This is a genomic window from Bacteroides sp. 41_26, assembly GCF_949740115.1.
GTDB classification, from domain to species: Bacteria; Bacteroidota; Bacteroidia; order Bacteroidales; family Bacteroidaceae; genus Bacteroides; species Bacteroides nordii.
The window spans coordinates 86102-107557 of the sequence record NZ_CATJGZ010000079.1 but is presented as its reverse complement, the minus strand read 5'-3'; the positions used below and the strand labels follow the sequence as shown (position 1 = coordinate 107557).

General features: G+C 43.1%; 12 protein-coding genes, 2 tRNA genes and 1 pseudogene. 7 read left to right on the top strand and 8 right to left on the bottom strand.

From position 1 onward, the window contains the following. Positions 1-83: 83 nt before the first annotated feature. Positions 84-454 (top strand): annotated as a pseudogene (locus QX565_RS10765) (VOC family protein). A gap of 173 nt (positions 455-627) precedes the next feature. Next, complete coding sequence (locus QX565_RS10760) at positions 628-1935, top strand: MATE family efflux transporter (protein ID WP_289292755.1); 1308 nt, start codon at positions 628-630, stop codon at positions 1933-1935. A gap of 157 nt (positions 1936-2092) precedes the next feature. Here QX565_RS10760 and QX565_RS10755 read toward each other — a convergent pair whose 3' ends face one another. Further along, complete coding sequence (locus QX565_RS10755; protein ID WP_221650291.1) at positions 2093-3025, bottom strand: DMT family transporter; 933 nt, start codon at positions 3023-3025, stop codon at positions 2093-2095. Positions 3026-3618: 593 nt separating this feature from the next. After that, positions 3619-4860: an MFS transporter gene (locus QX565_RS10750; protein ID WP_289292754.1), complete on the bottom strand. Its 1242-nt coding sequence runs from the start codon at positions 4858-4860 to the stop codon at positions 3619-3621. A gap of 426 nt (positions 4861-5286) precedes the next feature. On the opposite strand from QX565_RS10750, the gene gad reads away from it, so the two are divergent. Both gad and glsA read left to right on the top strand, forming a co-directional pair. After that, a complete protein-coding gene (gene gad, locus QX565_RS10745) occupies positions 5287-6723 on the top strand; it encodes a glutamate decarboxylase (RefSeq protein WP_221650289.1) in 1437 nt (478 codons plus the stop codon). A 191-nt stretch (positions 6724-6914) separates the two neighbouring features. Then, positions 6915-7877: a glutaminase A gene (gene glsA, locus QX565_RS10740; protein ID WP_221650288.1), complete on the top strand. Its 963-nt coding sequence runs from the start codon at positions 6915-6917 to the stop codon at positions 7875-7877. A gap of 73 nt (positions 7878-7950) precedes the next feature. On the opposite strand, the gene QX565_RS10735 is transcribed toward glsA, so the two are convergent. Continuing rightward, a complete protein-coding gene (locus QX565_RS10735; RefSeq protein ID WP_221650287.1) occupies positions 7951-8724 on the bottom strand; it encodes a potassium channel family protein in 774 nt (257 codons plus the stop codon). Between the two features lie 192 nt (positions 8725-8916). Between QX565_RS10735 and gadC the strand changes: the two genes are divergently transcribed. Further along, positions 8917-10512 carry a glutamine/gamma-aminobutyrate antiporter GadC gene (gadC, locus tag QX565_RS10730; RefSeq protein WP_221650286.1) on the top strand — a complete coding sequence of 532 codons (1596 nt, stop codon included), beginning with the start codon at positions 8917-8919 and terminating at the stop codon, positions 10510-10512. A 176-nt stretch (positions 10513-10688) separates the two neighbouring features. On the opposite strand, the gene QX565_RS10725 is transcribed toward gadC, so the two are convergent. Continuing rightward, on the bottom strand, positions 10689-11927 hold the full coding sequence (locus tag QX565_RS10725; RefSeq protein ID WP_289292753.1) for a sensor histidine kinase: 1239 nt from the start codon (positions 11925-11927) through the stop codon (positions 10689-10691). A 205-nt stretch (positions 11928-12132) separates the two neighbouring features. Between QX565_RS10725 and QX565_RS10720 the strand changes: the two genes are divergently transcribed. Together QX565_RS10720 and QX565_RS10715 are read left to right on the top strand one after the other, a co-directional pair. Next, positions 12133-12205 (top strand) — tRNA-Phe (locus QX565_RS10720). Between the two features lie 14 nt (positions 12206-12219). After that, a tRNA-Pro gene (locus tag QX565_RS10715) sits at positions 12220-12292 on the top strand. Positions 12293-12462: 170 nt separating this feature from the next. Here the strand turns inward: QX565_RS10715 and fucO are convergent. The 4 genes from fucO to QX565_RS10695 form a co-directional block, all read right to left on the bottom strand. After that, complete coding sequence (gene fucO / locus QX565_RS10710) at positions 12463-13617, bottom strand: lactaldehyde reductase (protein ID WP_279209421.1); 1155 nt, start codon at positions 13615-13617, stop codon at positions 12463-12465. Between the two features lie 9 nt (positions 13618-13626). Beyond that, a complete protein-coding gene (locus tag QX565_RS10705; protein WP_502874521.1) occupies positions 13627-16893 on the bottom strand; it encodes a DUF4450 domain-containing protein in 3267 nt (1088 codons plus the stop codon). Between the two features lie 132 nt (positions 16894-17025). After that, positions 17026-19137 (bottom strand): hypothetical protein, encoded by a 2112-nt coding sequence (locus tag QX565_RS10700; RefSeq protein ID WP_289292752.1) that lies wholly within the window; start codon positions 19135-19137, stop codon positions 17026-17028. 231 nt (positions 19138-19368) lie between these two features. Further along, complete coding sequence (locus QX565_RS10695) at positions 19369-21450, bottom strand: RagB/SusD family nutrient uptake outer membrane protein (protein WP_289292751.1); 2082 nt, start codon at positions 21448-21450, stop codon at positions 19369-19371. Positions 21451-21456 lie beyond the last annotated feature (6 nt).

The following is a 21456-nucleotide window of genomic DNA, read 5'->3' as shown; positions in this document are numbered from 1 at the left end:
TTCCTATCATACGCCGACTGCCGTTCCTACTTTTGCAGTGTCTTTGCAAAGCAAATTAATTAATCATTAAAAAACAGAAGACTATGAGTAAGTTGATTTCATTTTTTGAGATTCCGGCAAGCGACTTCAACCGGCGGTAAAGTTCTACGAGACAATCTTTGGCATCAAGATGCCGGTAGCAGAGTGTGAAACAGAAAAGATGGCATTCTTTGTTGAAGAAGGTGAAGAACAGAGTGTGGGAGCGATCTCTTATGCAGAAGGATTCAATCCCTCGGAACACGGGGTTCTGATTCACTTCAATTGTGAAAATATAGAGCTTATGACAACAGCAATCACACGTAACGGTGGGAAAATAATCATCCCAAAGACAAAAATCGAAGCCGAAGGACGAGGCTGGTTCGCCGTTTTTGCCGATTGTGAAGGAAATCGCATCGGATTGTATGCCGGAAAATAAGTTTTTTACTATCTTTGCCATATCATCAATTTAAGAAATATCAGTTTGTCTAACTCATGAAATGGCAAATTTGCAGATAGCTACGCTTCGGATGAAATAATAGAGAGTTATTTATTCATTCCGTGGGGATGACTTTTCAGTCATCCTCCTAACGTGTTATTTGCAATTAAATCATGAATTTTACTTATAAACAAATTTGGCTCATCAACTTTCCTGTGATGATGAGCTTACTGATGGAACAACTCATCAATCTTACCGACACTATTTTCCTGGGGCATGTGGGCGAAGTCGAATTGGGTGCCTCGGCACTGGCAGGAATGTATTACATCGCAATCTATATGCTCGGCTTCGGCTTCAGCCTGGGACTGCAAGTGATGATTGCACGAAGGAACGGAGAAGGGAATCTCCAGAAAACAGGGGAAACATTCTGGCAAGGAATGTTCTTTCTGATTACACTGTCGATACTGACATTCACATTCTCCAAACTCTTTTCCCCGGTACTGCTACGGACAGTGATTTCGTCAGACCAGATTTATCTGGCCGTTATCCAATACATAAGTTGGCGGGATTATAGTTTTTTATCCGTATTTCCCATACTGGCATACAGGGCATTTTATGTAGGGATTACAAAAACAAGAGTGTTGACGGTTAACTCCATTCTGTTAGTGACAACGAATACACTGCTCAACTATCTGCTCATCTTCGGCGTAGGTGGATTCCCGCGTCTTGGAATAGCAGGAGCTGCTATAGCCTCATCGGTAGCCGAAGCGGTAGCACTGATCTATCTGGTGACATATACACACTTTAAGGTAGATAAAAAGAAATATGGCTGGAGATGTTCGTTCAATTTCCCGTTACTCAGACAGTTGTTTCAGATTTCAAGCTGGACAATGATCCGGTCATTCTTCTGTATTGCTCCGTGGTTTCTGTTTTTCATAGCCATCGAGCATTTAGGAGAAAGGCAACTCGCAGCAGGAAATGTAGTAAGGAGTGTCTCAGTAATCCTGTTCGTTATTGTCAACTCATTCGCCACAACCGGGATCTCACTGGTCAGCAATCTGATCGGAGCAGGACAAACGGAAAGTGTAATGCCGGTATGCTGGAAAACGGTAAAGCTGAGTTATGCGGTAGGAACTCCGTTTATACTCGTAGCAATACTGATGTCCAATCAGATTTTAGGGATTTATACAAACAGTAAAGAGGTAGTTGAAACAGCCATCCCACCATTCCTGCTGATGTTATCTACCTATTTTCTTGCCACGCCAGCCTATACATATTGCAATGCAATCATTGGAACCGGAAAGACAAAAACAGCCTTTGTTTTCCAAATGATAACAATTACCATTTATCTCGGATATCTGTATGGATTAGCTTCCAGTGAGTTACCATTAGTGATCTACTGGACGGCGGAACAATTGTATGTACTATTACTATTAGGATTGGCCTTGAATTATTTGAAAAAAGGAAGCTGGAAACGATAAGTGTTTCAAAGCAAGTATCCAAGAACATTGCCTCTACATGGCAGAGGCAATGTCTCTATATAATAAAGACATTATCCCATACAATAAAGGCATAGTCTGCGTGCAGGTTATATATCTACTGCATGCAGGTTACGCCTATCCTGAATATACTCTATTACTACTTATTTACCGGCGTAGCCATAGGTGTACTTTTATCTTTACTTTCAGCCACCTCTACCAGATAAACTCCAACACAGATAAAGAGAATTGCAAAAGTCTGAGTCCAGCTAAAACGATCTTGTCCCAGAATCAAAGAAGCAATAGTAGCCACAATCAATATCAAATAACCATAAATGGCAACCACCGTTGTTTTCAGATATTTCAAACCGATAGGCAACAGCATGTAACTGATTGTGGTAGGGAATATTAGTACAAACATCAATACGGCAAACGGTAACCAATGGAAAGGTAACGAAAATACAGGAGCATCGAACCCTGTAATCATTGATACAATAAGACCGGATACTGCCGAACCGCTAAAAGTATACTTCAACATTGTAATAGGACCTACAGCAGAAAGAATGCGCTTACTCATCACCAGATAAATGGCATAAACCACAGAACTGAACAGACACAACATATTACCGACAAAAGCATCCGAAGCAAGATCATCACTCCGTTGTGTAAGGATACAAACCAATGCACCGACAAGAGCAATGGATATGCCCACTATTTTCGAACCGGTTGCCTTCTCGTGATAAAAGAAAATCATAATGAGAAATACCCAGATAGGCTGAAGACTCGTGAAAATGGAACTCGACACAGGAGTCGTTTTACTAAGACCAATCAGATAAAGAAACATAAAGCCATAGAGCCCTAATGCTCCCAATAAGAATAATAACCATTTATCCTTACGGGAGGTCTTTTCTTCGGGTGGAGCAAACCAGCCAATAATCCAGAAAGCGACTGCAGCAAAGGTACAGCGGATCGTAGCTCCGGTAAGCGGACTCATCCACAAAGGAAGTAGATATTTAAGGGCATTCATATTTAACCCACTGAATACTTTTGATATAGCCATGTACAGATTGGCTTCCAGTTTCTTATTCTTCATACTTATTGTTTTAGGTGCTTGTGCTTCCCGCACGGGGAGGCTCGGCAAGCGATGTTAGTTATTATATCGTTTTACGCTAAATGTTGTCTGGCATTACTATCTATCTCTTTCTCCGGTATCGATAAAGCTATATCTCGTAGAGTAACGTAGGAAGCCTCGGTATGTAACGTTGTTTTAGATGTACATGTAAAGCAGTACGACATGTGCATGTGGGACAGTACGACATGTACATCTCATGCAGCTTTACATGTACATGTAAAACAAAACTGTGCACCGGGAAAAGGAACGCTCCTTTCTGAGAAAAACAAAGTACAACACCGGGCAAAGGGGTCGATGCCGTTTAGGGGTACTTCCGCTACCGAAAAGATATGCCCATAATCTTCGTTACGAATCAGTTCACCACAGAGGACACAGAGGGCACAGAGATATTATTTTCTCTGATGAGACGCGGATGAACGCAGATTAAAAAACTGTAGTTCTTTATTTTATCGTTATTTTCCTTTGCGAGAATCTGCGTTCACCTGCGTTTCAATGAAGATTTAAAACTCTGCGTCCTCTGTGTACTCTGTGGTAAAATACCATACGGTTTTAAGCTATTTCAAACCATCATCAAACAGGAATGTATTCCGCTTACGATAGGCCCATATTAGTGCTACAATCGTTATAACAAGATTAAATACAAACGCAAACTGCTGAGATTTAATATGGAATACTGTTGACTGAAAGAAATCTATAATAAACGGACAAAGCAAAATTGCCAGATAATTCATCATCATCACAAAAGCCAGTGCCAGCGTTGCTTTCTTCGGAACAGCAGTATGAGTGGTTTTATCATATATAACAGGTTGTATCACCCCATATCCTAACCCTACAAGAATACATCCCGGAGCTATCACCCACTCTTTGGGCGACAACCAGATAAGTGCCAATCCAACGGCGATGCACAATAAACTGTAAAACTTCGTCTTCTCACGAAAAAGTCCCACTATCTGATTCAAAAAGAAACCCGGAGCCATAATAGCCAGAAAGAACAGCGAAATCATAATACCGGAATTACCACTTGAAAAATGATATTCCTCCATCAGGAAAGGAAGATTAAAAGTAACAATAAGCGCCAGATAAGTAGCAAGCCCATAGAACAGCATCACCTGCAAAAGATATTTCACATTTATACCCCGCTTATATTTTGCTACTTCAGGATCAACCGCCGTATCGGCCTCCTTCTCTTCCGTATTAGTTATTGAAGCAGCCCCTTCCTCACTAATCATACTACGCTTGAGATAAACGGACAGCACCAACGAAGCCAATGGGAGCAGGTATACCACAAATGGCAAATGCCAGTTCACCTCTGCCAGATAACCGGTGACAGCTGTAGCTATCACTAACGTAAAATTCGTAATAGCAGAACTAAATCCGAACTGCTTCACCCGATAAGGACCTGTGAAATATTTAGAAATAAGCCCCGTGCTAAGGGGGATAATCATTCCCGAGCCTACCCCAAGCATGGCACTGATAGCAATAAGTTGCCACATTTCACTGGCAAGCAGATAAAGAATACCACTCAGGGCAAAAATAGCAAGCCCCACTTGCAGCAAACGAATAAAATTAACTCGCTCCGTCAGTTTTCCCGCCAGAATAATAAAAGGAATGATCAGCAGAGAAGGCAAAGATGAAAGCATCTGAACATCAAGCTCCGTGGAATGAGGAAAGATGACAGACAATTTTCCAAGGATAGGGCTAACGGCCAAGCCAGGTAGAGCATTCAGAGCAGATATAGACCAAATGCCGATAAGGGTGATAAGGGGAATGGTGCCCCGTCCTGTTTGTATTCTCATATTCTCTTTAATATTTGGGGTTTAGATTTGACAACAACAACGCATCCCCCCAGAAAGTTCAGTGCTTCCCGTACGGGGAAGTTCGCCAGGCGATGATAGCCTTGAAACGCAGATTGCTACAAAGGAAAACAAAAATAAGAGAAAGAATAACCGGATTTTAATCTGCGATAATTGGCGTTAATCTGTGTTTCATCAGAGATTTAAAACTCCGTGTTCTCAGTGTCCTCTGTGGTGAATTTACCTCATTATTCATTCTTTATACAGTTAGAGCACCGCCTGCCGAAACCTCCCCGTGCGGGAAGCACGAAGCACAATAAACGCAAAATAATGTAAAATGGCTAAACTTTAAAAATCCCATACTGTTGTTGTGGAAAATTCGACGGGGAAACTCCCCATCGCCTAAACCTAACTAAAAACAATCGTAAAATGGAAGATTTAAATTTCAGAAAAGGTGATGCCAAGACAGATGTATTTGGTTCAAACAGAATGTTGCAACCCTCTCCGGTAGAGAAAATCCCCGACGGCCCCACAACTCCTGAGATTGCCTATCAGATGGTGAAAGATGAGACATTTGCACAGACTCAACCCCGGTTGAACCTGGCTACTTTCGTCACCACTTATATGGATGAGTATGCCACTAAGCTGATGAACGAAGCAATCAACATCAACTATATTGATGAAACAGAATATCCGCGTATCGCTGTCATGAACGGAAAATGTATCAACATCATGGCCAACTTGTGGAATACTCCTGAAAAAGAGGACTGGAAAACAGGTGCGTTAGCTATCGGTTCTTCCGAAGCTTGTATGCTTGGTGGTGTTGCCGCATGGTTGCGTTGGCGCAAAAAACGTCAGGCACAAGGTAAACCGGTAGACAAACCAAACTTCGTTATCTCAACCGGATTCCAGGTAGTATGGGAAAAATTCGCCCAACTGTGGCAGATTGAAATGCGTGAAGTACCTTTGACACTGGAAAAAACAACCCTCGATCCGGAAGAAGCACTGAAGATGTGCGACGAGAACACCATTTGTATCGTTCCTATCCAAGGCGTTACATGGACAGGACTGAATGACGACGTAGAAGCTCTTGACAAAGCACTCGATGCTTACAATGCCAAGACCGGATATGACATTCCTATCCACGTAGATGCCGCCAGTGGTGGTTTTATCCTTCCATTCCTGTATCCCGAAGTAAAATGGGACTTCCGTTTGAAATGGGTACTTTCTATCAGTACTTCCGGTCATAAATTCGGTCTGGTTTATCCGGGTCTTGGTTGGGTTTGCTGGAAAGGCAAAGAATATCTCCCCGAAGAAATGTCTTTCAGTGTAAACTACTTAGGTGCAAACATCACACAGGTAGGTTTGAACTTCTCCCGTCCTGCTGCTCAGATTTTAGGACAGTACTATCAATTTATCCGTCTGGGATTCCAGGGATACAAAGAAGTGCAATACAACTCACTGACCATTGCTAAATACCTCCATAGTGAAATAGCCAAGATGATGCCATTCGTGAACTACTCAGAAGATGTAGTGAACCCACTGTTTATCTGGTACATGAAACCGGAATATGCAAAGGATGCTAAGTGGACACTATATGATTTGCAGGACAAGCTGGCTCAGAGTGGCTGGATGGTTCCGGCATACACATTGCCTACTAAGTTAGAGAATTACGTCGTTATGCGTATCGTTGTCCGTCAGGGATTCAGCCGAGACATGGCCGATATGTTATTGGGCGATATCAAAAATGCAATTACCGAACTGGAGAAACTGGAATATCCTACTACTACCCGCATTGCTCAAGACAAGAACCTGCCCGTAGCAACAAAGGTATTCAACCATACCGGTAAACCACAAAGTAAATAAAGACATTTACGATTAGACGATGTAATAATTGACGATTAGACGATTGACAATGTACGATTGAAGAATCTCCGGAAATCACAATGAGAGTAATTTCAATTGTAAATCGTAAATTGTCTAATCGTAAATTATTCAAATCGTCTAATCGTAAATTCTTCAATTGTCTAATCGTAAATCATAAAGCTTTTTATTTTATGAATAAGATTTCTATATCCCAAATAAAAGAAGTGGTACAGCAAGCCTACGAACAGGTGAAAGGAAATACAGACGGGAAGAATGCCGATTATATACCTTATCTGGCTAATATCGACAAAAACCTGTTTGGTATTAGCATCTGCCTGCTGAATGGCCAAAAGATTACCGTCGGTGATTACAATTACCGTTTCGGTATCGAATCAGTATCCAAAGTTCACACTGCCATTCTGATTCTTCGTCAATATGGAGCTCAGAAAGTGTTGGACATGATTGGTGCTGATGCAACCGGACTACCATTCAACTCTATCATCGCCATCCTTCTGGAAAACGATCATCCTTCTACTCCATTGGTAAACGCCGGAGCAATCTCCGCCTGCTCCATGGTGCAACCGGTAGGTGATGCTACTCAGAAGTGGAATGCAATTGTGGAGAATATAACAGACCTTTGTGGTTCGGCTCCTCAATTAATTGACGAGTTATACAAGTCCGAATCTGCAACGAACTTCAACAACCGCTCTATTGCATGGTTATTGAAGAATTACAATCGCATCTATGATGATCCCGAAATGTCACTCGACCTGTATACACGCCAGTGTTCACTGGGAGTTACAGCAGAAATGCTGTCTGTTGCTGCCGGTACGGTGGCCAACAGCGGTGTGAATCCTGTGACTAAAAAACAAGTACTCGATGCCAGTCTGGCTCCGAAAATTACCTCTATGATTGCTTCCGTAGGTTTCTACGAACATACGGGCGACTGGATGTATACTTCCGGTATTCCAGCAAAGACCGGTGTAGGCGGTGGCGTCATGGGTGTATTCCCAGGCGTAATGGGTATTTCCGCATTTGCTCCTCCTCTTGATGGTTCGGGCAACTCCGTAAAGGCACAATTAGCTATCAAATATATAATGAATAAGCTGGGGTTGAATGTGTTCAACGGCGAGCAAGTTACTGTAGTTGAATAAAAGTTCTGTCCTTTTTTTGTAGGGGTTACTGCCTGTATAGGTAGTAGCCCCTTTTCTTTGAAGGAAATAATCTTCAAGATTCAGCTGTATTATCAGATCCAACGGATTGTGGTGCGGTTACTACTTTTCCATTATCTTCCATCTGCTGATAATACTCTTCTTTCTCCTTATTCTTTTTCTGGATGAGACTTGTGACGTATACAGTGAATATAGGAAACATCATCATACCCAATGCCGCCAGTAATACGGAGAGTACCCGTCCGGTAGCCGTTACCGCTATAATGTTGGACCCAACTGTAGTTACATCCATAAATGCCCACCAGAGCGCATCACCATAACCCGTTACCAGTGGGTTTACTTTATGCTCCATCACAAAAAAAGCCAGGCTGGCAAAATAAACCGTAGCCAGCAACATCGTCAGATAGGAGACAAAAAGGCTGGATGCTTTATTGTAAGTCAGCCATCCCACAACAATCGCCATTGCATATCCGCCACGTACCAAAGGAATAAAACGAAGCATATAAGTAATTTCAGGTGAGAAGGTCCACCCCATATAAGCTATAATATTCTGATAAGGAATAGCTACCAGCAAGAAGAGGAAATGGGTACTAAAATAGCGCAATTTATCTTTGGCAAGAAAGAGTTCGAGAATGAAATCGAACAGAAACAAGATACATATCCACAACTGCACCTTCATATACAGTGATTGGGTATAAAAAGGGATACCTTTGAACGTATCCACAGAGATACTGATGACTAGAAAAAGAGATAATAATAGTATAATGACATGCAAAATGCCATATATTCCCCTTCTTCGCAACGCAAAATCGGAAAGTGCTGTCTTCATATAAATGCTATTTTTTTAGGTGATTATACATCTTTATTATACAAGTATAGGAAACAACACAAGTACAAGCTTTGTTTACTGGCCCGTGTATGTTAATTAACCAAGTTTGACAGTCTCCTCCGAAAACATCTCTCCCTGAATGTTGTTATAAAACAGACTTAAAAATATTTTTCACTTATAAAACCTTAACTTATGGCAAATATTAAACAAGTAGCAAAACTGGGGGTATTCACCCTGGCTATTATGAATGTAACGGCAGTCGTCTCCCTGCGTGGACTTCCTGCTGAGGCCGTATATGGTATGAGCTCGGCCTTTTACTATCTTTTCGCAGCCATCGTTTTTTTAATCCCGACTTCACTCGTTGCAGCCGAACTGGCTGCCATGTTTCAGGATAAACAAGGTGGTGTATTCCGCTGGGTAGGCGAGGCCTACGGCAAAAAATTCGGTTTCCTGGCCATTTGGGTACAATGGATTGAAAGTACAATCTGGTATCCTACCGTTTTGACATTCGGTGCCGTTTCCATCGCTTTCATCGGAATGAACGATACCCACGACATGTCACTGGCAAGCAACAAATACTACACACTGGCCGTTGTGCTTATCATCTACTGGCTTGCTACCTTCATCTCCCTCAAAGGTATGGGATGGGTAGGTAAAGTTGCCAAAGTCGGCGGTATGGTTGGAACCATCATCCCGGCAGCCCTATTGATTATTCTGGGCATTGTTTATCTGGCAACCGGAGGAGTATCCAACCTCGATTTCCATAGTAGTTTCTTCCCCGACTTTACTAAATTTGATAACGTAGTGCTCGCAGCAAGTATCTTCCTCTTTTATGCCGGTATGGAAATGGGCGGTATCCACGTAAAAGATGTAGAAAACCCCTCTAAGAATTATCCGAAAGCCGTATTTATCGGTGCATTGATTACAGTACTGATTTTCGTGTTAGGAACTTTTGCACTGGGTGTTATCATACCGGCCAAAGATATCAGCCTGACACAAAGCTTACTGGTAGGTTTCGATAATTACTTCAGATATATCCATGCTTCCTGGTTGTCACCGATCATCGCTATTGCATTGGCATTCGGTGTACTTGCAGGTGTACTGACCTGGGTTGCAGGTCCGTCAAAAGGTATCTTTGCCGTAGGTAAGGCCGGCTATATGCCTCCTTTCTTCCAGAAAACCAATAAGATGGGTGTACAGAAAAACATCCTGTTCGTACAAGGTATCGCTGTTACAGTACTGAGCCTTCTCTTCGTTGTTATGCCTTCTGTACAAAGTTTCTATCAGATTCTGTCTCAGTTGACAGTTATACTTTATCTGGTCATGTATCTGCTTATGTTCTCTGGCGCTATCTATCTGCGTTACAATATGAAGAAAGCCAACCGTCCGTTCCGTATCGGTAAAAAAGGAAATGGCCTGATGTGGTTTGTGGGTGGCCTCGGTTTCTGTGGTTCATTGCTCGCATTTATATTGAGCTTTATCCCACCCAGCCAGATTTCTACAGGTAGCAATACCGTATGGTTCACCGTTCTTATTGTAGGTGCAATCGTCGTAGTTATAGCTCCGTTCATTATCTACGCTTCAAAGAAACCGTCATGGGTTGACCCGAATACCAGCTTCGAACCTTTCCACTGGGAAGAACAGGCTAAACCGGAAGTAGCAACAGCTACGGCAACAACAACCGCCGCCACTGCAACTACCGCAACAGCTAAACCTGCTCCGGCATCCGGTACAGCAACACCGACTTCCGGCACTGCTGCAAATGACGAAAGTACTCCTAAAACTTAAAAGGATATTTGTATAATGAATGAGGGATATACCGGGAATTATTTCCGGTATATCCCTCATTCATTTATCTATAAACAGGAAAGCTGTCTTCTGTTACCGGGATACGATACGAAGAACTTAGCCTACCTAGTGCCTGTATCCTCTGAAAGTAGGAAAAGAAGCAAATGTTATCAGATTCAAGATTCTGAAGTCAATGGCAAAACAAACCAGAAAGTAGATCCTTCACCCTGCTGTGACCGGACTCCTATTTTACCACCTAATTTCTCTACTACAGTTTGTGAAAGCGTCAATCCCAATCCGGTTCCCGGGACCTCCCGATCCAGCTTGGTAAAACGGCTGAATATCTTACTCTGTTCTTCAGAAGAAATTCCAATTCCGGAATCCCGTACGTAGCAATACAGTTCTTTTCCATCTCTCACCCGACAACCAAAACAAATCTCTCCCTTTTGGGTAAACTTCATTGCATTCGTCAACAGATTCATAAATACCTGCATAATACGCTGCCGCTCTGAATATATGGTCAGTTCTGCCAGATCAGCCTCACACACCAACATAACTTCGGGCTTCTCTACCAGCCGGATATTAAATAAAGCATATAATTCTCTTAACAGATCATTAGCATTAAATTCCGAATAATGAAAATCAAAACTCCCGGCTTCAATCTGCGAAAGATCAAGAATATCGGAAATCAACTGCAACAAACGGTCACTATTCTGATTAATGATATCAGTATACATATTCTTTTCTTCCTCACTTGATGCTGTAGCCAGTAAACTGGAAAAGCCTACAATAGCATTCATCGGCGTACGGATCTCATGGCTCATATTGGCAATAAATGCGTTCTTTAACTTATCACATGAGCGCGAATTTTCCTGTTCGAGCTGCAACAACCGTTGTGTATTCCTGAGTTCACTGATATCATAAACAGTCAATAACATCAGTTCTTCATCATTTGTATTCAAATAATTTCCTGATACATGTACGTCACATGGAGTAATCTGCTTATTATTCTGACTCACTATCTGCATAGATGCCTCAAAGCGATCAAAATTCTCCCTTTTATAAAAAGCTCTGCCAATAGCAACCCGCACTCCACAAACCTTACAACATGCATGGATACCACATTCCCCCGATTCTACTGCATTCTTACAGTGAAGCAAATCTCCCACCCGCTTTATACTTTTATCTTCTTCGATACCATTCAGCGAGTAATAGTTTGTCTTCTGTACAACAAAATCCTTACCTATCAGTAAAAGATAAGCGTTCACATTCCGGAAAATCAAATCTTCTTTCTGCCGTTCTCTACTGTTTTCTCTCTCTCTCCGACAGGCTTTTTTCTGTCCTTGCTGATATTTGACTGTAATAAAGATACCATAAACTAAAAAAAATCCGGCAGTAATATAAGGTATTAGCATGTTATGTTTGCAATGTCTGTTTATTATAATCTTGTCTTATTTGAGCGTAAAAATATAAAATATCTCAATCCTTTTTTATTTTGCAGGATATTTATTTGCAGTACCCTAAAACAAAATAGTCAGAAATGTAAAAAACCTGCATTTTTTTCTTGAAGTTATTGCAGTATTAAAAAATATACCTATCTTTGCACCCGCAAACAAGAAAGGTGCCATAGCTCAGTTGGTAGAGCAAAGGACTGAAAATCCTTGTGTCCCCGGTTCGATTCCTGGTGGCACCACTTTTAGTAAGCAGCGGAATGTAGCGCAGTTGGTAGCGCACTACGTTCGGGACGTAGGGGTCGGGCGTTCGAGTCGCCTCATTCCGACTAATTAGTAGATAAGCCACTCTTTATGAGTGGCTTATCTGTTTTTAGGAAAAATTATCAGAAGTACATTGGGATGGTTATCAAAAGCAGTTAGCTTCGCTTCACAAAACAAAACATCCGAACATGCATATGTGCATATCCGGATGTCCGTACTAAACTAACAATCAACTTTAAAATGCTTTGCGATAGAGTGCTTCAATATCTTCTACAGAAGTAGGACGTGGATTCCCCCCCGTACATACATCATTAAAAGCCGCTACGGCTAAAGCCGGGATATCTTCTTCTTTCACATTGATTTCATGCAATTTCTGAGGAATATTAATACTAAGAGAAAGGGCTTTTACAGCTTCAATAGCAGCTTTTACGCCCTCCGCTTCGGTCATACCTTCCGTATCTACCCCCATCGCTTCTGCAATCCGGATATATTTTGATGCTGCCGGAGATTCTGCGTTATATTCCATTACATAAGGTAAAAGCAAAGCGTTGGCTACACCATGCGGAGTGTCATAAAAAGCACCTAACGGATGAGCCATAGAATGAACAATGCCCAGACCTACATTAGAAAATCCCATACCGGCAATATATTGTGCCTGCGACATAGCCTCACGGGCGGCAGTATCTTTTCCGTTATCTACGGCAGCTTTCAGATTCTGAGCAATCATTTCAATAGCTTTCAGCTCAAACATATCACTCATTGCCCAAGCCCCCGGAGTAATATAACTTTCAATAGCATGAGTCAATGCATCCATTCCGGTAGCAGCTGTCAACCCCTTCGGCATAGAGTACATCAATTCCGGGTCAACAATGGCAACAGCGGGAATGTCATTAGGATCAACACATACCATCTTCTTTTTGGCTTCTTCATCGATAATCACATAATTAATGGTTACCTCAGCAGCCGTTCCGGCAGTGGTAGGCAATGCAAAGGTAGGCACAGCCTTGTGTTTTGTGTCGGCAACACCTTCCAGAGATTTTACATCGGCAAACTCCGGATTATTCACCACAATACCAATACCTTTAGCAGTATCAATAGAAGAGCCACCACCCAGAGCTACAATAAAGTCGGCTCCGGAAGCTTTATAAGCCTTCACACCATTCTGCACATTAGCAATAGTCGGGTTTGCTTTAACGTCACTGTAGAGTTCATAAGGAATGTTGTTAGCTTCAAACACTTTGATAACCTCAGCAGCCACACCAAATTTAATAAGATCTTTGTCTGTGACAAAGAAAGCTTTTCTGAATCCACGACGGGCAGCCTCTACAGCGATCACACTGCGGCAGCCGGCTCCGAAATAGGATGTTTCATTTAATACAATACGGTTCATAATTTCATTTTATTTTTGTAAGGTGATTCCCATTATTCCGATGACAACATCGTTTGACAACGTCTCCAGCGTCAGGCTCTTTAACTCTTTATGCGGATCGAGCAACATATCAAGTAGTACTCCGGCACCTCCGTCGATAGGCCGGCCGTAAACCCCTGTAATATTCAAGTCCTTTTCAAGATTATTACTAACCAGTCCCGATTTGAAATGCAAACGATACGGACGAGGCGTTTGAAGACAAAAAGCAATCCCGTCTACATAGAAGTCCTGTTCGATAGGACACCAGTTGTCCGGATTTATAAGCTCCAACACTTCTGAAGTGCCATCTGCATAATGTACACGAATAACACCATTGGCAATGTGGCACTGCATATGATTGGTACTTCCTGCCAACAGCAGATAAGCATGGGATGCTTTTCCGGTGAGCGGTATAGTCAGACTATCAGGATAATTGTCCCATAAAGAGGTAAAAGCGATATTCTTTCCTTCGGCAGGAGTACGAAAAGGAACCCCCAAACTGGTAGATAACAATCCGTCACGAACCTGCGCCCGCATACCTGAGTCATCAATATCAGCAGTCAGTGTAGGGTGGCACCACTCACCTATCCCCTGTTTGGGGAGCTGTAAGGTAGTATAAGGAGAACGCGGAGAAAGATATTCATTCCGATATATATCTGTAACCGATGCATTGAATACCATCTCCATGTTAACCGGTTCACAAACCCCAGTCTTCACCCGGGTAAATGAAGGTACAACCGATACATCCTCTTGCTTTATATTCACATCAACAGGTTGCCACCATTGCATTTGCCCTTGTTGTACATGTACAAAGAATGTATGATGTCCTGACCGGCCAGATACTTTTCCTTTCAATACACTCTTATCAATAGAAGACGTTGTAAATACTCCCTGCGGATCATACAGTTTATCAAAAACAACTCCTTTCAAAGCAGGTAAAGCCAAGTCCTGGTCGGGAAGCAGTTCTGACCTACCTTCGAAAATAGAACAAAGGGTATCTCCTCCCCAAACAATCTCAATGACTGCATTCCGAACAGTTGCAGGAGTCGTCACAGCTATCACCGGATGTCCGGAAGCTGCTTCTATAAATTCCCATTTAACAGATAGTCCGTTTACCTTTACGGATTCTATATTCTCCCAAGGGGCATTCACCTGTAAAGTTACCGCCAACGGAGTTGCAAAATGTTGCTCAATCTTATAAATATCCTTCGTCCCCTTACGCCGGAAGCTGTAAGCAATATCCGGAGTAGAGAGAGCTGCCTTCTCCCAATCCATAGGAAAACCGGGACGGATCAAAATCCGCCCATTCATTGCATCAGGCAAGATGCCAAACAAGCCTTGAATCAGCAAGCGGGAAGCAACTCCAATCGGATCACCGAAATCGCGGTAACACTCTCCACGTGCAGCATCATAAAAGCTGATCTGTCCGAAATTGCCGGGACTATCTCCCAAATACATACCATCAAGTACGGAACTCTTCATCAGTTTATATCCCGCTTCGGCACGGCCCGCCTGAAAATAAGCCAATGCAGTATGCATTACCTCAGCAAAAGCCACATTGTTAATGCTCCATGAATAAGGCAACCAATTTGTGGTCGAAACCGTTGCATACCCTTCGTCGTTCAATCCTTCGCCACAAACCGGTATATGAGGGATTTCCGTATCTACATAACGTGTCGCCTGGTAAGCCTGAAAAGGATCTGCCACCTCACTGTCGAGTGCATGATAGATGGTCCATACCCCCGCAGACTGATGCAAACGGCGATGTCCCATGAAATCCTGATATTCGGCCCAATGACCTTTATCAGATAACCAGAGGCGATCATTGAGGGCTTTCAGTATTTTCTCTGCTTCGGCACGGTAAGGTGCAGGATTCTCTCCTATCTTCTCTGCGATAAGGGCAGCCAGTTTATTAGCCCTGTAATTGTAGGCTGATGAATGAGTGACAGCACCACTATTATAGTACAGCGCATCGCTGGCCCAAATACAGGCATATGCATCATAAAGCCCGTCATTATCGGGATCGTAATTCAGTTTTTCCCACGCCAGATGACGAACAAGTACCGGCCACATCTGGCGGGCGTATGCAACATCTCCTGTCCAGTTAAAGTGCCAGAGGAGTTCATCAATATAGCAAAGATTCATGTCATAGTGATGCATCTGATCGTTCTTGCGGGGATTGCGACAAATATATCCATTACTATATTGAGGAGTTCCCCAACGCTTTTCAGACCGTGCCAGATTCAGTACAGAATCCTGAGCCGGATGAGGGATCGTATTCGGGACTTCAGTTACCTGACTGGCAGCATACGCATCGAAGTGCGTCCGGGCACGATCATGCCAGCCAAGCACGTCTCCGGTATAAGCAGCACGCCAGCCACTAAGTGGCATACGCCATCCCACGGCACCGTGCAGCCATACTTCACCATCCCAGATACCATCGGCAGCTACGGCAAGCGCTCCTCCCAATGTATTAAGATAGGCATCTGGTGTTTCCACATGAATACGGGAAGCCAGTGTAGCACGTGCCTGTTCGGCGGCATCATACAAGCGATGGCCCTCTTTCTTATCCAGTAGTTGCAGAGAAAAGTCTTCAAATAATAAATAACTCGTACCATTCTTCAAACGGATATCATGACATTGCATCTGTTGAGGATCGGCAGGTGCCTCAAAGCTATCCGCCGGATCGGCTCCCATGTCCCCATTACGGTTCAACCGCCGTGCTTTTATCTCAGAAATAATGGCAGTAAGCACAGCACCGGAAGAAAACCCGGAAGGTTCTATCTTCCAGATAGCTCCATCAGCCTCCGGCAGAGCCAGTGCAGAAATGCGAAGTTCTCCTTTCCCCCACTTCGGGTCTGTAAGATGATACGTCCGGCGTCCAGGAGTGTAACGTGCCTCACAATAAGCCACAGAATCCAGCATCACCGAGTAATCAGCAGGTATAGAAAGTCTGAAACGGATGTTTTTACTATTTCGCTTATCATAGGTAGCAAACACAGGACGGTCACTTGTTTCCAAGCGAAAAGCAGAAGAGCTACCATAAAGTGCGCGGGTATAACGATTCTTACCGTTCACACAAACAAAATCGTCCCCTTCGGGACGATACTGCAGGCTACGGGCAGCCCCACGCTTATGATCATTATAAGAAGTTGATTCAATAAAGTCGCCTATTCGTTTCACCGCCCCCTGTGCCATAACACAACCAGACGACAAACCGAAAAAGGCTAACAGTATAAAAGATAAGTATCGAAGCATGAAAGTAGTGATTAGTGAGTAGTGATGAGTGATAAGTGAGTAGCGATTGGTGAGTAGTGATAAGTGGTTAGTAGGCTGCGCTGTCATCCCGCACGGCACTAATCACTTATCACTACTCACTAATCACTATTTCTACGGCATTGGCTTCAGCCCTTCCCAACGTACATTCCACGTTCCGTCCTTCGGGAAGCCCGGATTCTCTGTCTGGCAACCATCCCAACCAGCACACATCATGGCCACTGCGGTTAACAAACCACCATTTCCCGGCAGGTAAACCCGCAAACGGCCATCCTGATAATTGTGTCCATTCACCAAGTACGTATTGGTACGTTTATCCATCAGTAAAGCACCCACTGCTTTTTCCGGTTCACCCAGGCGAGCAGCATTCATAGCCGTCATAGGATAGTCCCATCCCCAGGTCTTGCCCCAGTTCCAGTTGTCCCATATCCAGTGCAGAGTATTTTTCATATAGTCGTCGCGAATCAGCTTATTCATCGGCAAAATACCCACAGCACCCAGTACCGCCATGTGGTCGGAAGTAAAACGAATATCTTTGTAAGTATCAGTTGCTGTTTCGGCAGCCAAATACAACTTATCTTCATTATAGGCTAATGGAGAAAGTTTATCAATCATTTCATCCCACTCCAGATTACGTTTTTCGCCGGCACGTTCACGCCATTTCTGCGCTGTCTCCATAGCAAAATGCCAATATGATAACTCAAAAGGAGGATTTACTGTTTCGGCAGCCCGAAGTGTTTCTTGTGCCGGAATGGCTCCTTTCAATACAAAACGGCCTTCCAATTCATCATATGTAGCAAAGGAATACATAAACTGGGCAGTCTCCTGTACGAGTCGGTTGTATTTCTTTATCACTTCATCCGACGGATTATTACGATACAATAATTCGGCCAGATAAATAAAGTGCGGTTGTTGCCAAATCAGGAAACTACCCACTTTAGACGGTGCTTCTGTCCCACTCGGATCGGTCATCTTCATCCAGCGTACTCCATCGAAACCTTGTCTGCGAGCTATTTCACGGGCAACAGGTTCTACTGTTTCATACCAACCCAATGTACGATCAAGCAATTCTGCACGGTTCCACAATGCAAACTGAGCCTGATGCCACCAGATCATTTCGAGATGAAACTTACCAAACCAGGAGTTGTAAGTCAGTCCGGTCTCTTGTGGAGGAGTTGTTCCGGCACATTGGATAGCAAGAAGATATTGACTCAATACCACACGGCGTTCCAATTCCTTGGCACGGGTATCCGTACAAGCAGAAAAGTCAACTGCCGCACCATTTTTCCAGAAAGCAGTCCAATATTCAGCAGCCTTCTGTTCGGTTTGTACTGCAGTTGCAGTCTCTGTAGAGGCTCCTTCCGGTGTGAAGGCACAAGTAAAAGCCAATGTATCTTCTTCGGGAGTAAGCACAAAGTAATTTTTATCCTTTTCGCCAAAGAGAGCTTTACCTTCCCAGCGAATCGTAACATAATAAGTGGTAGCATCCAACGTGCGCTTCAGTACAACCTGTTGCCCGTCCTGGCTAACAATAATGGTAGAATGTCTCTCATTGGCATCCCACTTACAGGCATCATCACAATGTCCGCCTGTCGGATACGGAAAACGGAAGTTCACAGCCGGATGTGCAGCAGAACGAACAATGGCTGCCAGCATATCTGCTTCGGGATGACAAGCCGTTTGTACTTCAACGGGAGTCCCATTTAACTTAAAGTTACTATTGATAGTTCCTTTCCAAAGATCAAGTGTCTGTTTCACATCTGTAATCTGCGAAAGTGAGGAAGAGTCGCGTCCAAAATCAAAACCTACCATCCCTAAATGAAGACGATGTGGATTCACACGAAACCAGTTGGCTGCTTCTTTCTGACGTCCTGCTTCATTGAACTGTACGGAATAAGGTTCCATGCGGCCACGGTCAAAATCATAATCTTTCAGTGTTTCTTCATGTTTATAACCTTCCGGGTTGGTAAACTCATGCCAACCCCATTGGCTTTGTGTACCTAAAGGCACGCCTTTTGTATAGAGTTCCGGATATGTTTGCAAGCCGGTAGCATCTACAGTATATGCAAATTCACCGTTTCCAACTGATAGGGAAGCAAGAGAATCAAAAGCTGTTACCTGGGGAGAATTGCGATTAACAAGTGCCTCACGGTCAATGGGCGTTTGCTTCTTCGAACCGCAGCTTACCAATGTCAATGCAAGCAAAGAATAAAACAGTTTTTTCATGGTATTTAATATAGTTGATAAAAATTCAGGATGTTGATGAGTACAAAGATAGAGGTTTCTATAGGATTTTTCTCTGCACAGATTGGCAGAAAGACTAAGAGATTTGCTTTACTGATCATCCAAAGACACCTATAAAGAATCTATCGGAGAAAAAAATCCTCTGCCACCGAAATAGTTTGGCGACAGAGGATCTGATTTATTGTGAATTTAAATCACAAAAGAAAGAATTGATTATTTATATCCGGGATGTTGTGTCAGATTCGGATTGTCAACCAGTGGGTGACCGGCAGACTTAGCTGCAAAAGGCAACAATTCTGAACAGTTTTCCTTATAGCCATAGTAAAGACCGTCACTACCATCAGCAGCTTCAATCCAGTCGGGATATTTACCACCGTTTTCTGCGGAGCCTGTCGGATTCATATAAATGATCTTACCGATTTGCAGTGCATTGAAACCTTTGCCAAAGCCTACAGCTTTACGGGCATTACCATTGAATGTACTGGTATAGGCTTCGAACATATTAACCGGGTACCATTTATCGCCTGCATTAACAGCAATACCGTGTGCACGAACTATTTCAGCCAGTTTAGTCTGGAAAGCATCATATTCAGCTTTATTTGTAGGTACAGCTTTTGCTACTGCAATTTCGTTGTCATCGGTCAAGTCAATATAATCAATTGCCAGGAAAGTATCACCATAAGTCTGTGCATCTTTATGGAACTTATACAAACGATATACCGATACATCAGCATATTTGTTCTTACGATCTGAAAGGTCTTTCATCGCTTGCTTTGTTGCTGCCAATTCTTTGGCGATGCGCCCCATACGGATCAAATCTGTACGAAGTGAAAGTTCTCCGCCAAATTCCCATTTACGTTCCTGAGCCAAAGCATCCTCGAATTCCTGCGGATCAGTAGGTATCGGTAACGACCCTACACCAGCACGATCGCGAATCTCTTTTAAAGCATCTTTGGCAGGCTGAGTCGGAGCACCATTCAGATAGTTCTGAGTTTCAGCATACATCAGCAATACATCAGAGTAACGTATGATAGGAATATTTACATTACGCTTGTTTGCATCAGATTCCGGTGCCACACACCAGGGGATACGGAATTTACCCGACATGATGCAAGAGTAAGTAGTACCTACATCCACCCAGGTATCATTGCTGGCACCGCCTTCCAGAAAATAAATACTGTAAGAAGTACAGGTCACATCCCGGCGGGCATCGCCTTCTTCAAAAGACAAATAGTAAGTAGGCAAAATGAATTGCATCGCTTTACGCGAACCATACGTACCACCTCTGGTACCCGGATGTGCATACAAACCAAACTTTGAATTTGTCGTTGCTCCATACTGTGCCAGACTAAAAAGAATTTCCTTATTCAAACTGGTAAATTTACGCTGACAGTAATTATACCATAAATTCTGAAAACCACTCATTCCGCCTTCTGCCTGAACCAGTGAGTTCTGTCCATGCTCTATGATATCGCTACAAGCTTTGTCGGCTATCTGATAAAGTTCACGTACACGAGCTTCATCACTGCGACGGGAAACTTTCAATGTAGCCGGATCATTCGTTTCAAGATTCCAACGCAATGAATAACCTCCGGCATAAAGAGCCACACGTGCCAACAGTGCCAAAGTGCTCTGTTTGGTTAAACGTTCGGTAGTAGCAAAACCACTTTCTTCGAACCAGGGCATATAATTTGCAGCAGTCTGCAAGTCTGATACGATACGATCATAAATGACATCACGAGACGTACGTTTAGGATAGAAAGTCGACTCAGCATCCGGATCCATATCTTCCAGAGGTTCCCAGTTTGCGGGAACATCACCATAGATACTAATCAGGTTAAGATAGGCAAAAGCACGCAGTGCAAGCGCTTCACCCAACAAGGAGTTACGCTTGGTAGTCTCCGGCATCAGGTTCAGATTCTTGATGGCAATATTAGTTGCCTCAATAGCACTGTACTCTTCATTGTAAAGTGTAGTTACGGTATAAGGAGAAGTTGAATCATAAAACCAGTTACAAATATTGTATTTTCCGTTGTTGGTAGTACCGTCCTCACTGGAGTGAGTTACAGTTTCACCTGCCATCAACTGATAAACCAGCTCGGTAGGAATAATCCCCCGATAACAGCCTGTGACGAATAATTCGGCAGCTTCCTCATTTTTAAATACAGTTTCAGAATCGGCTGATGTATAAGAAGGCATTTCGAGCCAGTCCGCACAAGACGTCATTCCCATGGAAAGCGCCACTACAGACAAAATGACTAATTTCTTTTTTGTATTGAATAATCTCTTTTTCATAATGCT